This window comes from Bilophila sp. 4_1_30, assembly GCF_000224655.1.
GTDB lineage: Bacteria > Desulfobacterota > Desulfovibrionia > Desulfovibrionales > Desulfovibrionaceae > Bilophila > Bilophila wadsworthia.
This window is the reverse complement of record NZ_JH114233.1, coordinates 530120-548842: the sequence shown is the minus strand read 5'-3', so window position 1 is coordinate 548842 and position 18723 is coordinate 530120. Positions and strand designations below refer to the sequence as shown.

General features: G+C 58.7%; 15 protein-coding genes. 5 read left to right on the top strand and 10 right to left on the bottom strand.

The features are described 5' to 3' along the window. The first annotated feature begins 1 nt into the window (after nucleotide 1). Nucleotides 2-1369, top strand: a complete 1368-nt coding sequence (locus HMPREF0178_RS14295) for a sigma-54-dependent Fis family transcriptional regulator (RefSeq protein ID WP_009368746.1) — start codon at nucleotides 2-4, stop codon at nucleotides 1367-1369. Between the two features lie 355 nt (nucleotides 1370-1724). Here the strand turns inward: HMPREF0178_RS14295 and HMPREF0178_RS14290 are convergent, their stop codons facing one another. From HMPREF0178_RS14290 to HMPREF0178_RS14270, 5 genes are all read right to left on the bottom strand, one after another. Beyond that, nucleotides 1725-1979: a hypothetical protein gene (locus tag HMPREF0178_RS14290; protein ID WP_005024296.1), complete on the bottom strand. Its 255-nt coding sequence runs from the start codon at nucleotides 1977-1979 to the stop codon at nucleotides 1725-1727. Nucleotides 1980-2503: 524 nt separating this feature from the next. Next, a complete protein-coding gene (locus HMPREF0178_RS14285; RefSeq protein ID WP_009368745.1) occupies nucleotides 2504-3352 on the bottom strand; it encodes an Mrp/NBP35 family ATP-binding protein in 849 nt (282 codons plus the stop codon). Between the two features lie 90 nt (nucleotides 3353-3442). Then, complete coding sequence (locus tag HMPREF0178_RS14280; RefSeq protein WP_009368744.1) at nucleotides 3443-4405, bottom strand: radical SAM protein; 963 nt, start codon at nucleotides 4403-4405, stop codon at nucleotides 3443-3445. Between the two features lie 52 nt (nucleotides 4406-4457). Continuing rightward, entirely contained in the window at nucleotides 4458-4766 is a 309-nt protein-coding gene (locus HMPREF0178_RS14275; RefSeq protein WP_009368743.1) for a hypothetical protein, read from the bottom strand. Continuing rightward, nucleotides 4763-5131, bottom strand: a complete 369-nt coding sequence (locus HMPREF0178_RS14270) for a DUF134 domain-containing protein (protein WP_009368742.1) — start codon at nucleotides 5129-5131, stop codon at nucleotides 4763-4765. Before HMPREF0178_RS14270 ends, HMPREF0178_RS14275 begins: the two co-directional genes overlap by 4 nt. Nucleotides 5132-5507: 376 nt before the next feature. On the opposite strand from HMPREF0178_RS14270, the gene HMPREF0178_RS14265 reads away from it, so the two are divergent. After that, the gene (locus HMPREF0178_RS14265) at nucleotides 5508-6398 is read left to right on the top strand and encodes a pyridoxamine kinase (RefSeq protein ID WP_009368741.1); all 891 of its coding nucleotides are present in this window, start codon (nucleotides 5508-5510) and stop codon (nucleotides 6396-6398) included. 171 nt (nucleotides 6399-6569) lie between these two features. Here HMPREF0178_RS14265 and HMPREF0178_RS14260 read toward each other — a convergent pair whose 3' ends face one another. The 3 genes from HMPREF0178_RS14260 to HMPREF0178_RS14250 form a co-directional block, all read right to left on the bottom strand. Continuing rightward, entirely contained in the window at nucleotides 6570-7478 is a 909-nt protein-coding gene (locus HMPREF0178_RS14260) for an AEC family transporter (RefSeq protein WP_039959205.1), read from the bottom strand. A gap of 254 nt (nucleotides 7479-7732) precedes the next feature. Beyond that, nucleotides 7733-9139 (bottom strand): dihydrolipoyl dehydrogenase, encoded by a 1407-nt coding sequence (gene lpdA, locus HMPREF0178_RS14255; RefSeq protein ID WP_009368739.1) that lies wholly within the window; start codon nucleotides 9137-9139, stop codon nucleotides 7733-7735. Nucleotides 9140-9363: 224 nt separating this feature from the next. Next, on the bottom strand, nucleotides 9364-9774 hold the full coding sequence (locus HMPREF0178_RS14250) for an OsmC family protein (protein WP_009368738.1): 411 nt from the start codon (nucleotides 9772-9774) through the stop codon (nucleotides 9364-9366). A gap of 199 nt (nucleotides 9775-9973) precedes the next feature. On the opposite strand from HMPREF0178_RS14250, the gene HMPREF0178_RS14245 reads away from it, so the two are divergent. Continuing rightward, on the top strand, nucleotides 9974-11134 hold the full coding sequence (locus HMPREF0178_RS14245) for a GGDEF domain-containing protein (RefSeq protein WP_009368737.1): 1161 nt from the start codon (nucleotides 9974-9976) through the stop codon (nucleotides 11132-11134). Nucleotides 11135-11257: 123 nt separating this feature from the next. On the opposite strand, the gene HMPREF0178_RS14240 is transcribed toward HMPREF0178_RS14245, so the two are convergent. Next, complete coding sequence (locus HMPREF0178_RS14240; protein WP_009368736.1) at nucleotides 11258-11458, bottom strand: hypothetical protein; 201 nt, start codon at nucleotides 11456-11458, stop codon at nucleotides 11258-11260. Nucleotides 11459-12599: 1141 nt separating this feature from the next. Here HMPREF0178_RS14240 and HMPREF0178_RS14235 point away from each other — a divergent pair. Beyond that, nucleotides 12600-14129, top strand: a complete 1530-nt coding sequence (locus tag HMPREF0178_RS14235; protein WP_009368735.1) for an outer membrane homotrimeric porin — start codon at nucleotides 12600-12602, stop codon at nucleotides 14127-14129. Nucleotides 14130-14418: 289 nt separating this feature from the next. On the opposite strand, the gene HMPREF0178_RS14225 is transcribed toward HMPREF0178_RS14235, so the two are convergent. After that, nucleotides 14419-14682, bottom strand: a complete 264-nt coding sequence (locus tag HMPREF0178_RS14225; protein WP_232281303.1) for a response regulator — start codon at nucleotides 14680-14682, stop codon at nucleotides 14419-14421. Nucleotides 14683-14970: 288 nt separating this feature from the next. On the opposite strand from HMPREF0178_RS14225, the gene HMPREF0178_RS14220 reads away from it, so the two are divergent. Beyond that, nucleotides 14971-18720, top strand: a complete 3750-nt coding sequence (locus HMPREF0178_RS14220; RefSeq protein ID WP_009368734.1) for a nitrate reductase subunit alpha — start codon at nucleotides 14971-14973, stop codon at nucleotides 18718-18720. Nucleotides 18721-18723 lie beyond the last annotated feature (3 nt).

Below are 18723 nucleotides of genomic sequence, written 5' to 3'. Positions count from 1 at the left end.
CATGTCGCCGTTCGATGCCGCTTTACCGAGTACGGAAGATTTGTTTTCCGTCATTGAGGCCATCCACGACAACGTCGCCATCGTTGACCACAACGGCGTCATGCGCTGGGTGAGCAGCTGCTTTGAGCGCAATTACGGGATCAGCCGCGACCGGATCATCGGCAGGACCACCTATGAACTGGAGGCGGAAAAAGTGTTTTCACCATCCGTGGCGGCCCTCGTCCTCAAAACCCGCCGGGTGGTCACGCTGACCGAGGCCACGCGCTCGGGACAATACAATATCGTTACCGGCGTTCCCATTTATGATGATGACGGGGATGTCTCGTTTGTGGTGAGCTACAGCGTGGACATGCGCTATTCACGCCGATTGCATGAGGAATACCAAAAAATCAGCGCGCTGGTGTCCCCGAATGCGCCCCAAACCTCCGGAGGCCTGCCTTTCAGCGGGACCATGAGGGCCATAGCCGCGACCATCGAAAAGCTGGCCAAGGTGAATACGACCGTGCTCATCACGGGAGAATCCGGGGTCGGGAAGAACGTGGTCGCCCGTCTGGTGCACCATCTGAGCGACCGCACGAACGGGCCGCTGGTCGAAATCAATTGTGCGGGCATCCCCGCCCCGCTGTTGGAGTCGGAGCTGTTCGGCTATGAGGCCGGAGCGTTCACCGGAGCCAGCCAGAAGGGAAAAGAAGGGCGGATTGCACTGGCGGACAAGGGCACGCTGTTCCTCGACGAGATCGGAGAACTGCCGCTGCGGCTCCAGTCCAAGCTGTTGCAGGTGATCCAGGAAAAGCAGATCGTCAAGCTCGGCGGGATAAAGCCCGTATCCATTGATTTCCGGCTGGTGGCGGCGACAAACCAGGATCTGGAGGCTCTGGTGGAGAAGAAGCGTTTCCGCAGTGACCTGTTTTTCCGGCTCAATGTCCTGCCGCTATGGATTCCGCCCCTGCGGGAACGGCGCGAGGAGATCGTGCCGCTGTGCCTGAGCATCCTGGAGGAGATGAACGCCAAGTACGGGACGGAAAAGGTTTTTTCCGAGGAAGTGAAACGGCATCTCGCCGCCTACTCGTGGCCGGGGAATATCCGTGAGCTGCGCAACGTTATCGAACGGCTCGTGATCGTCTCTTCAGGGGGCGTCATCAAGACGGACGAATTGCCGGAACATATGTTCCGGCATCAGGAGAATCCGGAAAGCCCGATAGGCAAGAGCCTGCCCGATGCGTTGGAGACGCTTGAACGGCGCATGATTCTGGAAGCGTATAAGGGCTGCGGGACCACGACCGGAGTTGCGAAGGCGCTGGGGATCAGCCAGCCCACGGCCGCCCGGAAGATTGCGAAGTACAAAAACGAGGCATCCGGAGAGGGATAGCCGAGGGAAAGTCTTTTTTCGCCAGTCGCGCAATGCCCAGATAGGGAACTCAGAAGATATTTTCGGCTGGAGAGATGGAATGGCTGAACGTGGAGAGGAAGCAAGGCTCGCAATGCGTTCCGCCTTGCAGCAGGATGCCGTTTGGAGGGCGCGAAACCCTTTATTAGAATGAAAAACCGCCTCGGGCAAGGTGCCGACGCAAAACAGGTCCGCCCGGAGAGGATAAACCGGGCGGCCCTGTTTTGCCGCTGTCAGCGGGGAACGGAGGCCGAAAAGGAGGATTACACCGTAACAGGTTATAACTATTTGTAATTATAAGTTGTTACTGTGTAATGAAAACGTGGTGGCTTGCGGGCTAGACAAGCGCTTCGATAGCGTTGCCGAATTCCGGGGAAATGAAGACCTGCGACTCGGGTTCGCGTTCCTGAGAGGACTGGGTACAGTCCTTGGGTTCGGGCGCAACGTAGGGCTCGCACACTTCAACCACGGTCTCCTTCTCGCCGTGTTCGGCTGAGACGTAGGTCACGGTGTCCAGATGGCAGACCATGTTGTCACGGAGAAAAGTGCTTTCGCTTACGGAAACGGCGGTGTCACGGGTGGGAGTCGACATAAGAATTTCTCCTTTGAAGTATGTGGATACGAAGTATGCCATGTCTCCTTGATAGGACCATGCCCGAGAGGAATCAAGTTGTTCTGTGCGCTCAAACAGCCGGAAAAAACTTATCTTTTTGAAAAACACATCGGATTGATCGCTCGAACACCCGACTTTTGGGCTCCATTGCCGTCTGTTCCGGTGAAGAGAAAAAGCGGAGTGGAATACGAGAGAAAGCGTTTGGTTTCGGAAAATTACAAACCGCCGGCGGCTTGCAGCGGATAGCAGGAGACACACCCCATCGCCATTGTTTCGCCACTCAACGGCTTCTCTGCGGAATGATTTCATTTTAATGATATTTTTTGCCTGTTGCACAGAAAAACTCCCCATCGGATGTCGACGGGGAGTTTTCTATAACGGCGAGAAGGGGCTTTTGAAGGAAGGCACCATCCTCCCCTGCTGTGGGAGGGGAGGATGCGAGGGAAGCGTTTAGCCTTCCCCCAGAAGAGATTTTAGGAAAAATATTCCACTTTACTGCTGAGTTAGGCTTGCGTCGCTTCCCGCACGGTTTCGGCGAGCTTGAGGAATGCGGCCTTCGCCGGGGTGTCGGCGGGCATGGATACGATGGGATGTCCCCTGTCCGCGGCGATGACCGTTGCGGGATCGAGCGGGATCGCGCCGAGGAAGTTCAACCCTTCCTGTTTGGCGAGGGCTTCGCCGCCACCCTTCTTGAAGAGATCGATCTCCTCACCGCAATGGGGACAGAAGAGGCCGCTCATGTTCTCCACAAGGCCGAGCACGTCCGCTTTGACGACCTTGAGGAAATCAAGCGCTTTGCGGACGTCCGCCAGAGAAATCTCCTGCGGGGTGGTGACGACGAGGCACTTGGCGTCGGGTATGGCGTCAAGGATGGTCATATGCTCGTCACCGGTTCCGGGAGGGGAATCGATGAGCAGATAGTCCAGCGCGCCCCACTTCACGTCGGCGACGAACTGCTGAATGGCTCCAACCTTTTTGGGGCCGCGCCAGATGATGGCGGCGTCCTTGTCTTCGAGGAAGGATTCGATGGAGATGAGCGAGAGGCGTTCGCCGCAGGAAACGGGCACGAGCTTGCCGTCTTCGTTATCCACCCTGACGAACCCGTGGGAGCCGAGCAGGTGCGGGATGCTCGGGCCATGCAAATCCACGTCGAGGATGCCGACGTTGAAGCCCTGCGCCGCCAGCGCGGCGGCGAGGTTCACGGTCACTGAGCTCTTGCCCACGCCGCCCTTGCCGCTCATGACGAAAAGTTTGTGCCGCACGTCTTTCAGGTTTTCGGACATGACCTTGCGCTGCATGGCGGCGGTCATGGGGATCGTTGTCTGCCCCTGTTGTTCCGAACATGATGCCATATGTATTTCTCCAGACGGTTGTGAGGGATGAAGACCGCATCGGCGGAAACCGCTTCTCCGGCGGGAGGTGTTGCTTGCCGAGGCTTCCGGCTATTCCGTCCGCAGCTCACAGGCGGAATAAAAGACCTGCCTATCCTTGGGCTGCGTCACGGCCTTGCCGTCGGCGACGAGCATCTCCAGATGTTTGATGGCTTCGGTGATGTGGATGTTCAGGCCCGCCGCGGTTCCGGCGGCGGTACAGGGGCGGCGTTCGATGAGCGCGAGGATGTCCTCTTCCTTGATCTGCGTGCGGAAAGCCGTATGCGCCATGTCATCGAGATGTTCCGCGATGATCTCGACCGTGCCGGGCACCCCAGCGAAATGCTTTTGGATTTCCAGAAGCCGGGCGGCGGGAACGGGCAGGGCATAGGTTTCCGCCGGAGGGCGGCATACGCTGTTGATCTGCACCTTGTCGGGCCGGATGCGTTCCGCCAGGCGGGCGATGGCGTCCACGGAGGCGTCATCGTCGCTTATGCCGCCGAGCAGCATGACTTCAAGCCAGATCTGCCCGTTGAAGGCATCGCGGAAGGCGATCAGGCCTTCGACGATGCGATCGAAATCAAGGGACGCGGCGGGGCGGTTCACCTTGTCGAGCAACGCGGCGTCGCCTCCGTCCAACGAGGGGATCACCACATCGGCGGCGGCGAGGTCGGCGCGGACTTCCGGCATCCACAGCAGGGAGCCGTTGGTGAACACCACCACCGGAACATCGGTCATGGCCTTGATGCCCCGGATGATGTCGCCGAGCCCGGAGTGCAGCGTGGGTTCGCCGGATCCGGCGAAACTGATGTATTCGGGCTTGTCCCCGTTTTCGAGCTTGCGGCGCACTTCGTCAAGGATATCCGCGGTGGGGATGTATTCCTTGCGCTCGATGGTATGGTTCGTAGTCCGTCCGAGCTGGCAATACACGCAGTCGAAAGAACAGCTTTTGAAGGTCAGGGCATCCACGCCGAGAGAACGGCCCAGTCGCCGGGAAGGAACCGGGCCGTACACATGTTTGAAGCCAGTGTCCATGTTTTGTCCTTTTCTCGCGGAATCGCCCGCGTTCGGTGCCATGCCCCGGAGGTCAGGCTTTGCTTTCGTCCGGGCCGCCTTCGATGGCTTCGAAAGCCCGTTGGCTCACGCCCGCGTGCGAGGCGATGGCTTTCCATGCCTCGGCATAATCCCCGGCAAAGGGATTTTCCCCGTTCCGGTTCTTGGTCGTCAGCATGAAGCCTTCCAGAAACGCGGCCCTCGGTTCCGGAGCTTCGGCGAGCTTCGTCTCCAGAGGCCGGATATGCTTGGCATAGATGTAATCGGCGATCTCTTTATCGGTATGGCCCCATGAGCGGCCTTCCTCGATGGCGGAGGTGATTGAGCAGATGATTTCGTTCATGTTGTTGTCGGGGTTTCGCCTTCGGCGGGCTGGATGAGCCGTCGGCAGTGAGGGCAGCCGCACGTCATTTCACGCGCGTTGCATACCAAATAATCACCGCCTTCGATGATCAGCCGTCGGCTGTTGACGAGGCAGTCGGCAATTTTATGACGCGCGTTCCGGTACATGGCTTGCGCGGTGGTCCGTGCGACGTGCATCCGTTCGGCGCACGCTTCCTGATTCAAGCCTTCCAGATCGATGAGCCGGATGGTTTCATATTCCTCGACCGTCATGACGATGGTTCCGTCGTCAATCCCGGCAAGAGGTCCGAAAAGCGTATTCTGAGGCAGGCGGCAGACGCGTCTCCATTTTCTGGGTCTGGGCATGATCCCTTCCTCTGTTGTCCGGGAACCGTTCCGGGGCCTCGGCATGGAGCGCCCCATCGATCATTTTTGACATATGCCCTATTCCTTCACGCCGCATCTGTCAACAATCAAGCCGCGTTATTTTGGGGTTCCGCTGCCCTTGCCGCCCTTTTTCCAGCAAACGTCCACAAGACGGACAAATCCTGAACGGAAAACCGCAGTGCGTCCGCCCGTTCAGGGGGGATAAGCGTCTCCGGAAAAACGGTTTCACCTTGATTTGCCGTGCGCGGTATGAAACAATCCGCCGCGTTTGTTCCGGTCCCGGAAAAACCGCTTGGGGAATCCGCAGTTGGAACATCCACCACGAAAAGTCATCTTGAGAAAGTTGGAAAAAACAATGCGCAATCCCATTCCCAGAGTGGCGGCTATCCATGATCTCGCCGGGTTCGCCCGGACGTCCCTGACGGCGGCCATCCCGATCCTGTCCAGCATGGGCATTCAGGCCACGCCCCTGCCCACAGCCATTCTGTCCACGCAGACGGTGGGCTATAACGATTTTACGCTGCTCGACCTGACGGACGACATGGTCCGCATCCTTGATCACTGGGAGCGCCTCGGGCTGCGCTTTGACGGCGTGTACTCCGGCTTCATGGCGTCCACGGCGCAGATGGATTCGGCGGCGCGGTGCATCCGGAATTGCCTCGCGCCCGGCGGCCTGGCTGTGGTCGATCCCGTGCTCGGGGATGACGGCAGGCTGATCCCGACCATGACCCCGGAGATGGTGGAGAAAATGCGCTGGCTCATCACCTGCGCGGACCTGATCACTCCGAACTTCACCGAAGTCTGCCTGCTCCTTGACGAGCCTTACAGCCCGGAAGCGGATCTGCCTACGCTCAAGGGCTGGCTGCGCCGCCTCGCCGAAAATGGCCCCAAGACGGTTGTGGCGACGAGCGTGCCGCTTGCGGACGGACAGGCCTCGCGTAAGCCCGAATGTACTTCCGTCCTCGCCTACGAACGGGATGAGGATCGTTTCTGGCGTGTGGACTGTTCATATATTCCAGCCTATTACCCGGGCACGGGCGATGTGTTCGCCAGCGTGCTGACGGGGAGCCTCCTGCAGGGCGACAGCCTCGCCATTGCGCTTGACCGGGCCGTGCAATTCGTCACCTTGGGCATCCGGGCCACCTTTGGGCAGGGCCTCCCCAACCGGGAGGGGATTTTGCTTGAGCGCATCCTCGATACCCTGAGCGCGCCTCTCGGGTCGTATATGTGCCGCCTCGTAGACTAGCGGGTTCACGGCGGACAGACGCGGCATTCCGGTTTTCGGGTGCCGCTTTTTTTTGTGCACAGCTACAATATTCCCATAATCTTTTCATTATGTAAATTTTATTGCCGAACCCATCAACCCTGCCTCATGCACCAAACATCCAACACCCCACAAACCAAAACCCGCCGCGCGCTAGAGGTAGACGAGCAGGATGGTCATGGTGATGGTGCTCAGGAGGATGGACAGGGAACAGATGTTGCCCGCCATGATCACGTCGCCCTTGAGCTTCATGGTGAAGATGAGGGCCAGCGAAGAGGAGGGGGCGAGGGCGATGACGGCCATAGCCTGCCGGATTTCAAGCGAGAAGGGCAGATAGCGGTAGAAAAGGAACGCCAGCACGGCTGAGAGCGCATAGCGGACTGTGATGTGTTTGATGAGGCACCGGAAGCTCTTGCTGTCCATTTGCAGATTGATGTTCACGCCGATCATGAGCATACAGAGGAACGCGTTGGCGTCCCCGGCGATCTTTGTGAAGATGATCACGGGATGCGGCAGGGCGAGGTGCAGGAACGCCATGACGATCATGATCAGATAGATGCAGAAAGGGATGGACGAAAAGACGTTGCGCAGGAAACTCTTGATGGACAGATGCTGTGAGGCGTCGGTGACGCTGTTGGCGAGCGCGTAGGTCCCGCCCGTGCACATGATCGCGTTCCCGGCGTCGAACAGGCAGGTTGCCAGGAACCCTGTGGGAGGGAGGAACCCGGCGACGAAAGGCATGGCGAACGTGCCGATGTTGTAGCCCGAAAGATTGAGCATGGAAAAAGCCCGTTCCTGCCGGGCCTTGCCGTGGGTCATCCCGTAGCCGGTGGCGACCATGAGGACGTTGCAGAGCGCGCCCAGCGCGACGAGCCAGAGCATTTCGGAAGTCACGGGCACGCCGTTGATGCTGGTTATGATGATGCACGGCAGAGTGATGTAAAACACGATGCCGGAAAGCACGCGGAACGTCTCCGCCTTCAGGATGGACAAACGGCGGAGCAGGTAGCCGAGCATGATGAAGGTGATGAACGAAAGAACTTTGAACAGTGCCTCTTCCATGAAAATCCCCTTTTTGCACCAGCCAGCGGGATCGCGTTTCAAAGGGCAATCCTCCGGCGGCATGGTGTTCCCATGTACGGGGCGAACCTATTATACCCACTTTCCGTTCCTGTATACTCCCCCTCACCGTACGGCGCGGAAGGCCGTCCCGCCGAGGCTATCCGAAGGGGCGGCGCACAAAAAGGCAGCCGCACCCGGAGAAGAAAGGGTACGGCTGCCTTCAGGCCTGTGCCGGCGGCAGGATCGGAGGAGGGCTATACCAGCGAACCGGCCGCCTCGTAGATCCCTTCGGAAAGGGTGGGGTGGGCGTGGATGGTTTCGAAGAGATCGCGGGCTGTGCAGCCACGCTGGATGGCGAGGGTGGTTTCGGCGATCAGATCGGAAGCGTGGGCTCCGGCGATGTGCGCGCCGAGGAGCTTGCCGCTGCCTTCTTCAACGACGAGCTTGAACAGCCCGGCGAGTTCGCCCATGGCCTGCGCCTTGCCGAGCTCGCGGAACTGGAACACCGAAGTTTTCACGGCGAATCCCTGTTCCTTGGCTTGCGCTTCGGAGAGCCCCACATCCCCGATTTCCGGGGCGGTGAAGATGGCGGAGGGTACCACATCGTAGCGCTGCGCCTTCCTGTCTTCGGGATGCAGGATGTTGTGTACGACGGTGTGGGCTTCGGCGACGGCCATGTGCGCCAGCATGATGCGGCGCGGCCCGATGACGTCGCCGATGGCGTACACGCCCGGCACTGAGGTTTCCAGAAAATCGTCGGCTTCGATCCAGCCCCGGGCATCGACCTTGACCCCGGCGGCGTCGAGCCCGAGGCCGTCCGTATGCGGCACGCGGCCCACGGTGACGCACACCGCGTCGGCCTCAAGTGTGCGCGGGGCGGGCGGGTTGGCCATCTCCACGAACGGAGACGCGCCGATCTCCACGGAGACGCCTGTCCCGGTGGGCGTTGTGGCGGTCACCGTGCGGGCCAGTTCCACGGCGATGCCCTTCTTTTTCATTTCGCGCTGCAACAGGCGGCTGATTTCCTCGTCCACGGAGGGCAGGGGCAGCACGCGGTTTTGGCCTTCCACGACCGTCACCTTGGAGCCGAACGCCCGGTAGATGAACGCCAGCTCGCAGCCGATGACCCCGCCGCCCACGATGATCAGGCTGGTCGGAACGGCTTGCAGCTCCAGCGCGTCTTCGCTCGACAGCACGCGGGCGTGATCGACGGGCAGGGCGGGCAATTCCAGCGGCGAGGACCCCGTGGCGATGATCACGTTGTCGCTTTCGACCTCTTCCATGCCCTCCGCCGTGGTTACGCACACCAGCTTCGCGCTCACGAGTTCGGCCTTGCCGTAGACGACGCGGACTTTGAGCTGGGCGCACGTTTTTTCAAGGCCGGTCTGCAGCGTGGCGGTAACCTTGCGCTTGCGGTTCACAATGGCGGGCATGTCCGCCTTGAGCGCGCATTCTCCGGTGATGCCGAATTCCGCCAGCCGTCCGCTCATTTCCAGCACGTCGGCGGACGAACGCAGGGTTTTGGTAGGGATGCAGCCCGTGTGCAGGCACGTGCCCCCGAGTTTCGCCCGTTCCACGAGCGTCACGTCTACCCCGGCCTTCGCCGCCGCAAACGCCGCCGAATAGCCTCCAGGCCCGGCCCCGATGATGGTCAGTTTCATATCGTCTCCTCAAAAGGTGCTGTTTGATGCGCTTCCAGCCGGGACGAGTCCCCGCTTCCTGCCAGTGGGAATTCTTTAGGAGAAACCAGCGGAGGATGCAAGGCCGATCAGCCGATACTCTGGCGAAATACGTTTTTTACGCGCTTTAAAACAACGTTTTTTTCAGAAAACAACGATTTTTCTTTTCTTCTAAATAGATCAGCGATTTTTTCGGCAGATGAGGGCTAGCGCTTCCAGTGGAACGTGAACACCTGTTCGACGTCGGGGTGCAGGCTCAGATGAACCGGGCAGGTATGGGCGGCGCGTTCGATCATGGTTTTCTGCTTGTCGGTATATTCGCGGTCGGGCATGGTGAAAACGACTTCAAGCTTGCCGATGCGCCGGGGGTTCGCGCTCATGGTTTTGGTGACTTCGATGCTGGTTCCGGTCACGTCTACATCATGCATTTTGCCGTAAATGCCGATGATGGTCATGGCGCAGCTGGCCAGCGCCGTGGCGCAGAGATCCGTGGGGGAAAAGCCTTCGCCCTTGCCGTTGTTGTCCACGGGGGCGTCGGTGATGAGGCGCGCGCCGCTGGCGATGTGAACGGATTCGACACGAAGGTCGCCAAGATACGTTGCGGTAATGGTAGCCATGCCAAACTCCTTTTTCATGGACTGTACCGGAATATCCCGAAAGAGCCTACCCCCGTTATGTCTTGCCTGTGGAATCCCATTTCCGCCCATATGATTTGAAGTGTAGTGCGTTTTATTGACAACCTCTGTGATTTCCACCATTGTTAAAACAGATACCGAGTCTTCCCGCACTGATTAGTGCCTTTTTAGGGGATGGAGGATGGCTTTGCTCGGAAAAACAGACTGGTATAGCGCCGAAAAGAAAATCGTCCTGACGATCGCGTTGGCTATCCTGATCGCTTCTGTATCGGTCTTCACCATTCTGTATCTGATGATGAGCCACGCCTTGCAGGAGGATATTCGGGCACGTGCGCGCGTGGTGAATGCCTATGCCGAATCCCATTTGAATCTTGAGGGCTTCGTCCACATCAATACGCTTAAGGACATGCGGCGGGATACCTATCAGGACATGCAGTCCATGCTGGACAACATCCGGCAGATCGCCAATGTCCGGTATCTCTACACCGCCAAGTTCAATGACCGGGGCCAGCCCATGTATCTGGTGGACGGCCTGCCGCCGAACTCTTCGGATTTCCGCAGTCCGGGCGACCTCATTGAACAAGACATCGTCCCCATGTTGAACCGTTGTCTGTCAGGCGAACTCATCGAATCGGATGGTGTGCTGAATACCGAATGGGGCGCGATTTTCCTGACCTGTATGCCCGCCTATACCATTGGCGAGGCGGAGCCCATCGGGGCCGTGGTTATGGAGTTCAACGCCGACGTTATCTACAAAAGCAAGCTTCGGGCCATGCTGTACAGCGGGGCGCTGGCCTTGGTGATCGTGGGAGGCTGCACCTTTATTACGATGCTCTGCCTGCGTCGTCTGGCCACGCCTTTTTATAAGAAGCTCGCCTACACGGACATGCTTACCGGCATCGGCAACCGTACCGCCTTTGAATTGGAACTGAAGAATCTGGAAAAGAAGCTTCCCCGCCCGTTTACCATCGTCGCGTATGATCTGAACTACATGAAAAGGATCAACGATACCTACGGTCATGCGGCGGGGGATGCCTATCTCCGACATATGGCCCACCTGCTGATGCGCGAGGAGCCGGTAAGCCGGGGGCTTTCATTCCGTATCGGCGGAGATGAATTTGTGACGCTGTTTGAGGGCGAGGAGGAGGAAACCCTGTTGCGGGAGCTGGAGCTGTTCCACATGGCGGGGGCACAGGCCGAAGTCAATGGGGAGCCCGTCACTTTCGCCTATGGGGTCGCCTCGTATGATCCCGACCTCGATAAGGGCAGTTTGCACAATACCCTGAGCCGGGCCGATGCCCTCATGTATCGCTTTAAGAAAGCCGCCAGAGGAGAAAGCTGAGAACCGATAAAGAACGGACAATGGCTTGAAAACCTTACAGAACGCCGCCCTTCCCGGATTTCGGGACAGGGCGGCGTTTGTATTTGGACGGTTTCTTTCATGGAAAGGAAACCGAGTAGAGGCTTAGTGCTGTACGGTCGACTCGGGTTCTTTGAGCATGTCAACCATGCCAAAGTGGAATTGGCTCACGGCGGAGGCACAGTCGTTTTCAAGTCTCTGAATGTTCTTGCCCGCTCCGGCCTTGAAGCCTTCACGGTAGGCGCTGGTCATCAGATGGATGAAAATGTCGAGATCGAGTACAATAGGTTCTTTTTTGTCTTTCATCGTCACGTCCTGATTGTTGTGTATGGTATGAGCATACTGTAAGTGTGAAAAACAGCTCGTCTATTATATTTCATCATGATAATCAATAGGATATGCAATATAGAATATTGGCACTCGCGCTGACGGTCTCATGGCTGACCGTGCGGGACGCTGGCCGGAGCATCCTTCCCCCAATGCATGGCGGTCTGCTCGCTTTTTCCCGTTTCCGTCTGAAGGATGAGGCTGTCCGGATGGTTTGGAGGGCTCCGTCGTATTGGCTGGCTTCCTCTAGTACGATGTGGCACACAATGCTATGATAAAAAGAGTTTCCGGGCAAAAAAATGCTGAATACCTGGTTTGGGGCACATACCTTTTTTCCTTTTCATAAGAAAAATGCGAGATAGCTTTCCGGCCAGCAACCCCTTGCGTCCTCGTTTTTCCGGAAAAGCACTGCCCCTGTTTTCGCGTTTCCCGTTACGGCAAGCCCCGGAATAGGGTCTTACGGCAGAAGCCAGCGGGAGAGACGGGGCCACAGCCACCCTAAAAGTTGTAGCGGATGAACAAGGTGTAAAAGGTAAAGGGAAGGGCTCTGTCCCATGCCGTGTGCCTTGTTGCCCACTTTAGTGCGTTCTCGAAGACGACAGGAATAATCTTATACTGAAGGTCTATGGGAAGGGTTTCAACTGCTTCCGATCTATTAGATGATTATACCATGGGCAGTTGGGATTCAACATATGGCATTTTCAGCATTGGTACGGTCGATTCCAATGCGTTTGTGCATGTCATATCCATTACAGTACATGTTCCCTTTAACATTACGGATGTGTTCCGTTCACTTTTGAGGATATCCGATATCTATAAAATATTATTGGATATATCTTGAAGAATATGGAACCGCGCTCTTGGAAGATCGGTACGGGCTTTTCCTGTACAGGTGTGGGGTATTCATATATAACGACGAAAATTCACACTATAACGTGCGTATATTCGTTTTATATGGCTGTATAAGATATTTTTCCTTCTTATCGGCATGACGCATGTATTCGTGGCGGGCGTATCGGGATGGTGCGGTACGCGCATGGTCACTGCCGAGCAGTGTATATGCCGCCGTGTTCTTTGAGGAGTGGGATTTTTTAGCCTTTTGTAACTTTGGAGGGGCGATATGAAGTGGGTAGTGGGGGGGATACTGGCGGCCAGCCTCCTTTTCGGGGGGACGACAATGGCTGGCGCCGTGGACTTCCGGTTTCAGGGGGAAATCCTTTTTGGGACCGGCTTCCTCAGCAGTGCGTTCATCACCGAGAGAAACGGGCAACGCACTGAAGCGGCATCCGCCGACAAGTTCGCCACGCTGCAGCGTTTTCGTCTGCAAATGGAGGCCATCGCCTCCGAGACGCTGTCCTCTCTTTTATGTCTGGAAGTGGGGGACAACCTTTGGGGCAACAACGAATCTTTTGGCGGAGGTGGGGCCGCCCTCGGGACTGACGGGCAATTCGTGAAAGTGCGTCATGCCTTTATGAACTGGACCGTACCCGATACCAGCCTCAGTATGCGTGTGGGCCTCCAGACCGTGCCCGCGCCCCATACGGCGGGCGGTTCCTCCATCCTCAACAACGAAGTGGCCAGCATCGTCGCCAGTTACCGCGTCACCGACAATGTCGGCATCTCCGGTGCCTGGTTGCGCCCCTTCAACGATAACTACAGCCCCGCCGATGTTTCCAACGTAAACCGGCTGGATAATCTGGATCTGTTCATGCTCTCCGTGCCCGTGAGCGGGAATGGCTGGCAAGTTACGCCGTGGGGCATGTTGGGCATGAGCGGTGCGAATACCTTCAAGGGCGATGAGCGGCAGTACGACTTCAAAAACACCATTTTGTATATGAATCTCCTGCCGTACAGTTATCTGCGCGCCGAAGCCAACGGGAATATGGGCAGGAGGTTCCAAGACCGCGATTACGGCAGGCTGCTCTTTATAGGCCTGCCCGTTGTCGTTAAGGTATTCGAGCCGTTGCGCATTGAGGCGGATTTCAACTACGGGTATTCGCAAGGCGTGGGCCGTTACGAAATCACCGACTTCCGCGATCATGCCACCCGGTTCGCCGAGACCCGGCGCGAGGGCTGGCTGGCCAAGGCGCTGGTGGAATACGAAACGGAGTGGGGCATTCCCGGCGTGTTTGGCTGGTATGGTTCCGGCGATGACGGCAATGTCGGGAACGGTTCCGAGCGGATGCCCGCCATCTCGCCCTGCGGCAACTTCACCTCCTTCGTGGGCGACGACCCTACGGGGTTCGGCATGTTGGTCAGCGGTCTGAACGCAACGTACGATCTACAGTTGAATTATGCGGGGACATGGGGTTTGGGCATTCAAATCAAGGACGTGAGCTTCATCGAAGATCTTACCCATACGCTGCGCATCGCCCGCTGGGCCGGTACCAACAGTCCGGCGATGATCAAGTACCTGGCATCCACCGACGGCGCGGGCAACCGCATGAGTTACTTGACCACACACGACTCCATGATCGAATGCAATCTGGATTCCGTGTATACCTTTTCTGAAAACCTCTCCGCCCATATCCAGTTCGGTTATGTCCTCAATCAGATGGACATGGGGGCATGGAATCCCTCCTACCGGCATGAGGATTTGAAAACGGCGGATGCCTATAAAGCCTCCGCCATGCTCTACTACACGTTTTAGGGCCTTTCTTCGCTGAAAAAAGCAAAGGTTTTAATCGGCGTATCGAAGGCGAACGCGAAGAGGCCCCCGGCTGGACTGGGAGGGACTTTTTCATGAAACGACACGGTGTCCGTGGATTCCAGCACGGTACGGATGTCCCCGCTCGGTCGGCCCCGTTCGGTATAGGCTCCACGGTTGAATCGAAGGAGAAGAAACTGGCGCCCGCGCTGAGGTTCACCGCCTGCAACCACCTGAAACGATACGATTGCCAAGGAATTTTCGTGAGGCTCTTTGCTGGCAGGATTTCGCCTCAGGCATGTCGTGTATGAGGACAAAGCCTAGCATCGGCGCTGCCAAGAGGGCGTTCGTATCCGGCCCGCTTGTCTCTTAACTGCCGCAGGGCCGTGAACAGGGCGGGGATGTCCACCGGTTTTGAAATATGGGCGTTCATCCCCGCCTCCAGTGGTTTTTCCACGTCATCTTCGAAGGCCTCGGCCGACACGGCTATGATGGGTACTCTCTTTGCGTCATCATGTGCCAGAGAACGGATGCGCGTGGCCTCAAGGCCGTCCATGAGAGGAAGTAACGACTCCATACATCCGTCATGTCTTCAAATACACGCGGGGCGGGGTCAGCGGTCCGCGCGGGGCCGCCAGGATACTGGGGATTCCGGCCAGTACCCTTGTCTCCAAGCTCCACAAGCTCGGCATAACCTCCAAAGCCTATTTCAAGGCGGGGGACTGAGCCCCACGGAGCCGCAGCTGCATGGTTCTATGGCGCTGGCCGCTGTATGATACTCATTGCAAGTGAAGGCCCTCCTTCTACAATCTTCTGAAAAGACACGATTGTCCAAGGAGGCTTCATGCGTTTCCTCAACTCTCGAACGCTCAGGTACTTCGGCCAGCGGGCCAGAGAACTGGCTCATAATTTCGAGAATGCCCACCATCCTTATGAAGAGCGGCAGGGCGGCCGTTCGTGGGAAGACTACTATCGGCGGCGCTGGCAGCACGACAAGGTGGTGCGTTCCACCCACGGGGTCAACTGCACGGGGTCCTGTTCTTTCGATGTGTTCGTCAAGGACGGGATCATCGTGTGGGAGGCCCAAAAGACCGACTATCCCACGCCTCACCCCGATTTCCCCGACTACGAGCCTCGCGGCTGCCCCCGCGGCGTCTCGGCCTCATGGTACGTCTACAGCCCGTTGCGCGTGAAGTATCCGTATATCCGCGGCAAGCTGCTCGAAATGTGGAAAGCCGCGAAACAGGCCAACAACAACGATCCCGTCGCCGCCTGGGAGGCCATCCAGTCCGATCCCGCCAAGCGCAAGGCCTACCAGCAGGCGCGGGGGAAGGGCGGTTTTGTCCGCTTCTCGTGGGATGAGGCGTCCGAGATCATCGCCGCCTCGCTCATTTCCACCATCAAAAAACATGGCCCGGACCGTATTTTCGGCTTCACGCCGCTGCCCGCCATGTCCATGACCAGCTTCGCATCCGGGGCGCGGTTCCTGTCCATGCTCGGCGCGAGTATGGTCAGCTTCTACGACTGGTACTGCGACCTGCCCCCGGCCTCTCCGCAGATTTGGGGCGAGCAGACCGACGTGCCCGAGAGCGCGGACTGGTACAACGCGGGCTACATCATCTCGTGGGGTTCCAACCTGCCCCAGACCCGCACGCCGGACGCCCACTTCTATGTCGAGGCCCGGTATCGGGGCACTAAAATTGCCGCGATTTCCCCGGACTACGCCGACTTTACCAAGTTCGCCGACCATTGGCTGCCCGTACGCGCGGGTACGGACGGCGCACTGGCCATGGCAATGGACCATGTCGTCCTGAAAGAATTTTATCTTGATCGTCGCGTGCCGTATTTTGAGGATTACGCCAAGCGCTTCACGGACCTGCCGTTCCTGCTGTTCCTCGATGAAGAGGAACGGGACGGCGAAACCGTGCTTGCGCCGGGCCGCTGCGTACGCGCTTCGGATCTGGGGCTCGGCGGCAACAACCCGGAATGGAAATTCGTGATCCACGACCGTACCCGCAAGGGCCCGGCCGTGCCCAACGGCTCCATCGGGTCCCGTTACGGCGAAGAAGGGACCTGGAACCTTGAGATGCGCGACTGCTATGACCGCGCCGATCTCGATCCGGTCCTCAGTTATGCGGATCTTGGCGATGAGATGGAATGGAAGCTTGCCGCGTTCCCGGTCTTCTTCGAAGGCCAGCCGTCCCTGCGCAAGGGGGCTGTCCCGGTGCGCCGTCTGGCCGTCACCGGCGCGGACGGCATACAGCAGGAACGCCTCGTCACCACGGTGTTCGACATCCTTGCGGCAAGCCTCGCCATCGATCGCGGGCACGGCGGGGATGTGGCGTCCGGTTACGAAGACGCCAGGGCCTACGCCACTCCCGCGTGGCAGGAGGCGATCACCGGCGTCCCCGCCGAGGATATGATCCGCGTGGCGCGGGAATTCGCGGACAACGCCGAACGCACGGGCGGGCGTTCCATGATCATCATGGGGGCGGGCGTCAACCACTGGTACAACAACGACGTGACCTACCGCGCCATGATTTCCCTGACCACGCTTTGTGGCTGTCAGGGCGTATCAGGAGGGGGCTGGGCGCACTACGTGGGCCAGGAGAAGGTACGCCCGCTGGCGGGTTGGACCACCGTGACCGTGGGCAGCGACTGGATGGGGCCGCCGCGCCTGCACAACGGCACCTCGTTCTATTATTTCGCGCTCGACTCGTGGCGTCACGAGCTTCTCAGTATGGACAAGCTCACGCCGCCCGACCGCAAGGGGAGCCTCCCCGATCACCCGGCGGACTGCAACGCCCTTGCCGCGCGGCTCGGCTGGCTGCCGTTCTACCCGCAGTTCAAGGAAAATTCCCTCGAAACCTGCGAAAAGGCGGTCAAGGCCGGGGCGACTTCCAATGAGGAGATCGTGGCCCATACCCTCGAACGCCTCAAGTCCGGCGATCTCGAACTGTCCGTGGATGCGCCCGACGATCCCGCCAACGTGCCCCGCGTCATGGTCTTTTGGCGTGCCAATCCGCTTGGCTCCAACGTCAAGGGGCATGAATACTTCCTCAAGTACCTGCTCGGCACCGAAAGTTCCTTCCTCGGAGAGGAAGCCCGCCAGCCTGAAACCATCCGCACGACGCCCGAGCCGGATTCCCCGGAAGGCGTGGGCGGCGGCAAGCTTGACCTCATGGTGACGTCCGAAATCCGGATGAGCACGACATGCGTCTATTCCGACATCGTGCTCCCGGCGGCGCACTGGTATGAATACCATGACCTGTCCTCGACGGACATGCATCCGTTCATCCATCCCTTCAATCCGGCGACCGACCCCGCGTGGGAAGCCCGGACCAACTGGGATCAGTTCAAGGCAATTGCCCAGAAATTCTCCGAACTGGCGGGCAAGCATCTCGGCGTCCGCAAGGACATGGTGGCGACGGCGCTCCTGCACGACACCCCCGGCGAGATAGGCCAGCCCTTCGGCGAAGTCCGAGACTGGCGCAGGGGCGACGCGGAACCCGTACCCGGTAAGACGATGTTTAATCTCAAGGTCGTGGAGCGGCCCTATCCCGACATCTACAAGATGTACTCCGCGCTCGGCCCCAACGTCGCCAAGCCCGGCGGCGTGGGCGCGAAGGGTGTGTCGTGGTCGTGCGCGCCGGAATACGAACAGCTCAAGGCGCGTCTCGGCGTGGTTTCCGAGCCGGGCGTCAGCGAAGGTATGCCCCGCATCGACAATGCCAAGGACGCCTGTGAAATCATGCTGGCCCTATCCCCGGAAAGCAATGGCGATGTGGGGGTGCGCTCGTGGGCCGGGCTGGAAAAGCAGACCGGTTTCAAGCTCAACGATCTTTCCCGCCCGGTACAGGATCAGCATTTGACCTTTGAGGGCATCACGGCCCGTCCCACAAAGGGCTTCACCAGCCCGAACTGGAGCGGCATTGAAGTCCACGGTCGGACCTACGCGCCTTTCGAGCTGAACGTGCAGCGGCTGGTGCCGTTCCACACGCTCACGGGGCGCCAGCACTTCTACATGGATCACGAATGGATGCGCGGTCTTGGCGAAGCCCTGCCCGTGTACCGTCCGCCGCTGTCCCTCGCGGCCATCGGCGAGATCTCCGGACCGCGCATTCCGCGAACGGACAAGGATCTGGTGCTCAACTTCCTGTCGCCGCACAGCAAGTGGTCGATCCATTCCTCCTATTCGGACAACCACATCATGCGCGAGTTGTCCCGTGGCGGTGGGGAGATCTGGCTGAACAACGACGATGCGGCCTCCGCAGGCATTGCCGACAACGACTGGCTGGAGTGTTTCAACGCGAACGGCGTGTTCATGGGCCGCGCGGTGGTGAGCCATCGTATCCCGCATGGCAAGACGTACATCCATCATGCGCAGGAACGTACCGTCAATGTGCCGCTTTCGCCGCTTTCCGGCACGCGCGGCGGCACGCACAACAGCCTCACCCGGCCTCTCGTCAAGCCGACCCAGATGATCGGCGGGTACGGGCAGCTTTCCTATTTCTTCAACTACTACGGTCCGACCGGCTGTCAGCGAGACGAGTTCGTCGTCGTGCGGAAGGTGCAGGGGGATGTGAGGTTTTGAAGA